Origin of the sequence: Rhodoferax sp. (assembly GCF_013297935.1) — a bacterium.
Classification (GTDB): Bacteria; Pseudomonadota; Gammaproteobacteria; order Burkholderiales; family Burkholderiaceae_C; genus Allorhodoferax.
The window spans coordinates 48,637-55,736 of sequence record NZ_JAAFIX010000015.1 but is presented as its reverse complement, the minus strand read 5'-3'; the positions used below and the strand labels follow the sequence as shown (position 1 = coordinate 55,736).

7 protein-coding genes are annotated in these 7,100 nt (G+C 62.5%); all 7 read right to left on the bottom strand.

Translation table 11 applies throughout. The features are described 5' to 3' along the window. On the bottom strand, positions 1-226 hold a 226-nt coding region (locus tag QZW03_RS16075), incomplete at its 3' end, for a tripartite tricarboxylate transporter TctB family protein (protein ID WP_296511041.1). 53 nt (positions 227-279) lie between these two features. Beyond that, entirely contained in the window at positions 280-2,070 is a 1,791-nt protein-coding gene (locus tag QZW03_RS16070) for a type II/IV secretion system protein (RefSeq protein ID WP_296511040.1), read from the bottom strand. After that, complete coding sequence (locus QZW03_RS16065; protein ID WP_296511039.1) at positions 2,067-2,825, bottom strand: spermidine synthase; 759 nt, start codon at positions 2,823-2,825, stop codon at positions 2,067-2,069. Before QZW03_RS16065 ends, QZW03_RS16070 begins: the two co-directional genes overlap by 4 nt. Before the next feature lie 6 nt (positions 2,826-2,831). Beyond that, a complete protein-coding gene (locus QZW03_RS16060; RefSeq protein ID WP_296511046.1) occupies positions 2,832-3,677 on the bottom strand; it encodes a TatD family hydrolase in 846 nt (281 codons plus the stop codon). Positions 3,678-3,693: 16 nt separating this feature from the next. Beyond that, positions 3,694-4,872, bottom strand: coding sequence for an ABC transporter substrate-binding protein (locus tag QZW03_RS16055; protein ID WP_296511045.1), 1,179 nt, complete (start codon positions 4,870-4,872; stop codon positions 3,694-3,696). 148 nt (positions 4,873-5,020) lie between these two features. Then, positions 5,021-5,689, bottom strand: a complete 669-nt coding sequence (gene lolD, locus QZW03_RS16050) for a lipoprotein-releasing ABC transporter ATP-binding protein LolD (RefSeq protein ID WP_366481820.1) — start codon at positions 5,687-5,689, stop codon at positions 5,021-5,023. Between the two features lie 97 nt (positions 5,690-5,786). Then, positions 5,787-7,043, bottom strand: coding sequence for a lipoprotein-releasing ABC transporter permease subunit (locus tag QZW03_RS16045; protein ID WP_296511037.1), 1,257 nt, complete (start codon positions 7,041-7,043; stop codon positions 5,787-5,789). Positions 7,044-7,100: the final 57 nt, after the last annotated feature.

The following is a 7,100-nucleotide window of genomic DNA, read 5'->3' as shown; positions in this document are numbered from 1 at the left end:
CGAAGCGGCCAATCTTGTCGCCATCTTCGGTTTCCACCACCATCGAGGTGAAGGTGATGGCAACGCCCAGGATGGCGAGCAATACACCCAGCACCAGGGGGAAGTAGCCCGGGCCCATGCGGGCTCCAGTGCCTATGGTGTAGCCGTTAGCTCCAATAGCAAAGGCGCCACCGACCACGATAAACATGAGTCCCGAGAAAAAGTCTTTTTGGCTTTTTATATTCACTGTCTGTCTCCAAGTTAAACCAGCGGGCGATTCTGCCTCTAAATTAAAACGTTCTAACCATTGAGCGGTGGTGTGGCCGACATCACCTCCTCCATCACGGTGACGCCCTCCGCAACCCGGAGGGCTCCGGCCAGCCGGAGTGGTCGCATGCCATCGGCAATAGACTGGCGGCGCAAGGCATCGATACCCGGCTCACCGCTCACCCGCGATTTGAAACCTTCTGTGACCACAAGCAATTCGTACAAACCCATGCGGCCCATGTAGCCCGTCATCCGGCAGTCCACACAGCCGACCGCTTTGTAGGGCTTGTAGCCCCCATTGATCTGCCAGGGTTTGACCATGTCGCCCAGCGCCTCGCGGCTGGCATCTTCGTCGCGCACCTTGCACTGCTTGCACAGCGTGCGCACCAGGCGCTGCGCCAGCACGCCCAGAAGCGTGGCGTTGATGAGGTAAGGCGGAATACCCAGCTCCATCAAGCGCGTGACCGCCGAGGGTGCGTCGTTGGTGTGCAAGGTGCTGAACACCAGGTGGCCGGTGAGCGCGGCCTGCACGGCCATCTCGGCCGTCTCCAGGTCTCGGATTTCGCCCACCATGATGATGTCGGGGTCCTGCCGCATGAGGGCTCGCAGCCCCTGCGGGAAACCGAAGTCCAGCTGAGGCTGCACCTGGGTCTGGTTAAAGGACGGTTCGATCATTTCGATCGGGTCTTCCACCGTGCTCACGTTCACCTCTTCGGTGGCCACCCGCTTGAGCGTGGAGTACAGCGTGGTGGTTTTGCCGGAGCCGGTGGGGCCGGTCACCAGAATGATGCCGTGCGGGCGCTTGACCAGTTGCTCCCAGCGCGTGGCGTCGTGGCTACTGAAACCCAAGGCGTCGAGGTCTTTGACCGCGTTGTCGGGGTCAAAAATACGCATCACCATCTTCTCGCCAAACGCGGTGGGCAAGGTGGAGATACGCATTTCAATTTCATCACCGCGCGGGTTGCGGGTCTTGATGCGGCCGTCCTGCGGGCGGCGCTTCTCAATCACATCCATGCGGCCCAGCAGCTTGATGCGCGCGGTCATGGCGTTGAGCACGCCCATGGGCATTTGGTAGACCGGGTGCAGCACGCCGTCGATACGGAAGCGGATCACGCCCTGCTCGCGTCGGGGCTCCAGGTGAATATCGCTGGCGCGCTGGTCGAAGGCGTATTGCCACAGCCAGTCCACCACCTGCACCACGCCCTGGTCATTGGCGTCGAGTTGCTTGTTGCTCTTGCCCAGCTCCACCAGCTGCTCAAAGCTGGCCCCGTTGTTCACGCCCGATTTGCTGGCGGCGCGTACGCTCTTGGCCAACGCATAAAACTCGGCGGTGTAGCGGGTGATTTCTTGCGGGCTGGCCACCACGCGCTTGACACTGCGGCGGCTCTGGCGCTCCACCTCGGCAACCCAGTCGGTAATAAAAGGCTCGGCAGTCGCCACGGTAACTTCACTCGGAGTCACCACCACCGGCAGAATTTTGTGTCGCTCGGCGTAGGCCGCGCCCATGGCATCGGCCACCTTACCCACATCGACCTTGAGCGGGTCAATGCGCAAGTAGTCCAGCGCCGCCCGCAAAGACAGCCACTGGGTGAGCATTTCAATGTCCAGCGGCTTCTGGTCGGCTGCGCGGCGCATGGAGACCGCAGCCAGGCGCACTAACGGGTGCTGCGCGCTTTCGGCCTGTGCGCACCGGGCAATGGTGCGGATGGCCTCGTCCTCAGAAATCACCTTGTCTTGCTTGAGCCAGTCGACCAGCAAACGCCAGTCCACCGGGCCTTGGTGTGCTGCGGCGGAGGCAGCTGGCTTTTTGTGACTGGGGCTCATGATTTCACCGGCTTAAAAACGCGGACCCATTTGTCGGCGGGCAAGCCCCACTCGCTCTGGATGAATTCAGCGCGCTCCATCAGCACCGAGCGCTTGGGGCGACTCGGTGTGCGCTGCGCCAGCACGACCGTGTTGCCCTCGCGGGTGGCTTTGAAGGCCCAGATGGTATCTTCACCAAAGGCCTCGGCAATTTTGTCGACGCTGTTGTCGAAGCTGGACGAGCGGCCGAACAGGTTGACGGTCATGCAACCTTCTTCGGTGAGCGTGGCACGGCAATCGGCATAAAAGTCTGCGCTGTCGAGCACGGGTGCAGCGGCTTCTTCGTCGTACAAATCGACCTGCAGCGCGTCCACGGCGCCCAGCCATTTGTCTTGCTTGATTTCTTCAGACGCATCGGCCAGCACCACTTGCATGCGGCCGTTGTCGGCGGGCAACTTGAACCAACCGCGGCAGGCGTGCAGTACTTGCGGGTTGAGCTCAATGGCGGTGGTCTTCATCTTCAGCTCTTTGTGGCAGAACTTGGTGAGCGAGCCGGCGCCCAGCCCCAGCTGCAGGGCCTGGCGCTTTTTGAGTGAGTGCGGGTCCATAAAGAGCATCCAGGCCATCATGCGCTGGATGTACTCATGCACCAGTACGGTGGGTGCGTCCACCAGCATGGAGCCTTGTATCCATTCGCTGCCCAGATGCAGGTGGCGGATGGGGCCTTCTTCAGAGAAATTGACTTCGGGGAGGGTGATCGGTGCTTTTCGTGCCATGGGGATTTATACCAGCAGCGCCCCCAGCTTCGGCAGGGCCATCGCGCTGTTGTGCCGCACCGCCTGCGACAGCGTTTCCAAAGGTATGCCTCGCAGATCCGCAATGCACTGTGCAATACGCGGCAACTCTTCGGGGGCATTGCGCCCCTGCTCCACACCCAGTGCACGCTGCCCGGCCGTGGTGTAGAGCCAGTGGGGTTGGATGTCAGGGGCATCCGTCTCCAGCACCAGGGAATCCAGGGGCAGCGTGGTGGCGAGATGACGCAGCTGCAGGGCCCGCTCGAATGTGACAGCCCCACCAAAGCCCAACTTGAACCCGAGCTTGATGAACTCGGCCGCCTGCACCTCGCTGCCGTTGAACGCGTGCGCTATGCCCTGCCAGCGACCGGTGGGCCCGGCGACCTCCCGCAGATGTTTGAGCAAGCGGTCTGCCGATCTGCGCACATGCAACACCACCGGCAGCCTGTGCTTGCGGGCCAGCTTGAGCTGCTGGCGGTACACGGCCTCCTGCCGCTCGCGCAGGGGGCTTTTGCACAAAGCGGGCACAAAGTAGTCCAGCCCGATTTCGCCCACCGCCACCAAGCGCGGGTCCGCGGCGTGGGTGGCCAGCGCATCATCCAAGGCCTGTAGATCAGCATCTTGCGCACCGGCCACGTAGAGCGGGTGGATACCCAGGCAGTAGCTATCGCCTTCTGCGTGGGCCAACAAGCGCACCGTCTCAAAGTTGCTGCGCTCTACCGCTGGAATTACGCAATGCGACACACCCGCTAGGCGCGCCCGCTCCCGCATTGCGCTGCGGTCCGGGTCGAAGTCCGGTGCGTCGAGGTGGGCGTGGGTGTCTACCCAGCGCATGGCGGAATCAAACGGGTCATTGTTTGCGTTGGACAAAAAGGTTGCGGGTGCGGTCTTCGGGGTAGGCGAAGGTTATCGCACCATTTTTGACCAAACCCATCACCAGCATATTGCTGGTGATGGCGTCTTTATCGTCACGGCTGAAGGGGCGCTCGTGGGTGGCTGTAACGCCGTAATAGACCCTTGGCAGGTTCTCCAGTGCGCTTTTGACAGACGGGCCCGACAGGTCGCCACTGCGGATAGACAGGATCGCGTAGGCCAACAGGTAGACCGTGTCATAGGCCTGCGCAGCGGCCATGGGGACGGCGATTTTGCGGGTTCCGAACTTGCGGTTGTAAGCGGTAAGAAACGCGATGCGCCGCTCGTTACTGGGCTCGGCAATAAAGGTTTGCGCCATCAAGGCGCCTTCGGCGGCGTCTTTCGCTCCATCAAGAAAAAACGGGAACGACAGCGGCCAGGCGCCCACTTGCGGCACGTTCCACTTCAGGGCCTGACGGCCCTTGGCAATAACGGCGTTTTCCGGCCCGACCGTGTAGCTGAACACCACATTGGCACCGGCAGCCTGGGCGGCCTTGAGCTCGGGCTGCAGGTCTTTCACACCGGTGTCAAAGCGACCCACATACACCGGCTGCAGTTGTTTGGCGGCCAGCGCTTTGGTGACGTCTGCCAGGCCGCCCTCGCCGTAAGCGGTTTTGTCGGCCAGGATGGCCACCTTGGTCCAGCCGCGCGCCACGATGTCATTCACCACAAAAGGGGCCTGGATCGCGTCCCGTGCCGAGGTACGGAAGATGTAACTCTCAGCCGCCGGGTATTTGGCGGTAATGGGGCTGCCGGTGGCACAGGGCACGATCAAGGGGCTCTTGGCTTGTTGGTACACCTCCAGCGACTTCATGGCCACGCCGGTGTTGCAAAAGCCGATGGTGCCCACCACGCCTTCGCGCATGAGTTGTTGCGAGTGTTGCAGGCCGACGTCCGGGTTGGCTGTGTCGTCTTTGACCACCAATTCAATGGGGCGCCCGAGGTAGCCACCGGCGGCATTGATTTCGTCGACCGCCAGCTTGGCGCCGTTGAGCATGGGGTTGCCGAAATCTGAAGAAGGTCCGCTAAAAGGACCAATGATGCCTAGCAACAAAGGTTTGGGCTCTTGCGCCTGCGCTTGGGGAAGTAAGGCGTATGCCACGACCCACAAGCACATAACGGCCTGCAGTTTCCAACGATTTTTCATAGTGTGTTCCAACAAAGCTGGCGGGAGCTTAGGTGCCACCCCGGTCGCGGCCAATCCGCGACAACCCTTGGCTGCGCGCTGGCGCAGCCACATCGTCAGAAAACTGCAAGCGTGCTGATCAGTCCACCAGGCGGCCAGACACCAGCCGCAGCTGGCGGCTGCAGCGCGCAGCCAAAGTGGCGTCGTGGGTCACCAGCACGAAAGCGGTGCCCTGCTCCCGCGCGAGCTGCAGCATGAGTTCGAACACGCCGTCGGCCGTGCTGCGGTCCAGGTTACCGGTGGGCTCATCGGCCAGCACGCAGTCGGGCCGGGTGACCAGAGCCCGCGCAATCGCTACACGCTGCCGCTCACCGCCGGACAACTCGGCGGGCCGGTGGTTCAAGCGGTGTTCCAGCCCCACCAGTGCTAGCATTTTGGTAGCTGCTTGCGCAGATTCTGCGGGGACTACACGCCGAATTGTCAGTGGCATGGCCACATTATCGAGCGCACTGAACTCCGGCAGCAGGTGGTGAAACTGGTACACAAAGCCGAGGTGGCGGTTGCGCAGTTGCCCTTGCGCCGCAGGAGACAGCGCTGCCAAGCCCTGCCCCAGCAGGTGAACGCTGCCGCTGGAGGGAGCATCCAGCCCGCCCATGAGGTGCAGCAGGGTGCTTTTGCCGGAGCCGGAGGCGCCCACAATGGCCAGAGTTTCGCCCCGGTGGACCTGCAAATCGACACCGTGCAACACGGTGACATCCAGGCGCCCTTCTTGGAAACGCTTGGTCAGGCCACGCGCTTGCAGCACCACCTCGCCCAAGGGTGCCTCAGCCCGTTGCACGCCCGCCAGGTCGGCCACTTGCTGGTACTGCGCTGCGGCCAGGGCCTGCTCGACAGAAGACAGGGGGTTACTCATAGCGCAAGGCCTCCGCGGGGTTCACCCGGCTGGCGCGCCAGCTGGGGTAGAGGGTGGCCACAAACGCCATCAACAGAGAAATCAGGGCAATCGGCACGATATCGCTTTGCTGCGGCTCGCTAGGCATGCGGCTGATCAGGTAAATGTCTTTGGGCAAAAAGCTCGCGCCCAGTGCCTGCTCCAGTGCGGGGACGATCACATCAATATTGAACGCCACGCCCAGCCCCAACAGCAGGCCGGCCAGGGTGCCGATGACGCCCACCATGGCGCCCTGAACCACAAAAATGCCCATGATGCTGCCCGGGCTCGCACCCAGGGTGCGCAATATGGCGATGTCGGCGCGCTTGTCGGTGACCGTCATCACCAGCGTCGACACCAGGTTGAAGGCCGCCACCGCCACGATGAGGGTCAAGATGATGAACATCATGCGTTTTTCGACCTGCACCGCAGCAAACCAGCTGCGGTTCTGGCGGGTCCAGTCGCGGAGCACCAGGTCGCCACTCAGGCTGCGGGCGAGCTGGTCGGCCACCTCGCGGGCTTGGTGCAGGTCTTTGAGCTTGAGGCGCACACCGCTGGGCCCCTCCAGGCGGAAGATGCGGGCGGCATCTTCCCAATGCACCAGCACCAGTGCGGAGTCGTATTCGTAGTGGCCGGAGTCAAAGGTGCCCACCACCTGCATTTGCTTCAAGCGCGGCACGACGCCGGCAGGCGTTACTTGTCCGCTGGGTGCGACCAGGGTGACTTTGTCCCCGACCCGCACCCCGAGGCTGCGCGCCAGCTCGCCGCCCAGCACCACACCGAACTCTCCCGGCACCAGCTGGTTCAGCGCTTGCTGCTGCGCGCCGGTGGCGAAGTCGCTCACATCAGGCTCCAGCGCCGGGTCGACCCCACGCACGATGGCACCCTTCATGTCTTCACCCCGCGCAATCAGGGCCTGCGAGGCAATAAACGGGGCTGCCCCCACCACTTGGGGGTTTTCTTTGGCCTGGGCTAGGGTGGTCGCTACATTGGGCAGGGCCTGGCCGTCGGCGGCGTACACCTCGATGTGCGACACCACGCCGAGCATGCGGTCACGCACCTCTTTTTGAAAGCCATTCATCACGCTGAGCACAATGATGAGGGCCGCTACGCCCAACGCAATGCCCAGCATGGACACGCCTGAAATAAACGAAATAAAGCCGTTTCGCCGGGTGGCGCGCCCCGCACGGGTGTAGCGCCAGCCGATCGTCAGCTCAAAGGGGAGTTGCATGGAAGGTTACAAAGTGCTTCAACCGGCGGATTGTGGCATCCATGCGGGACAATCCAG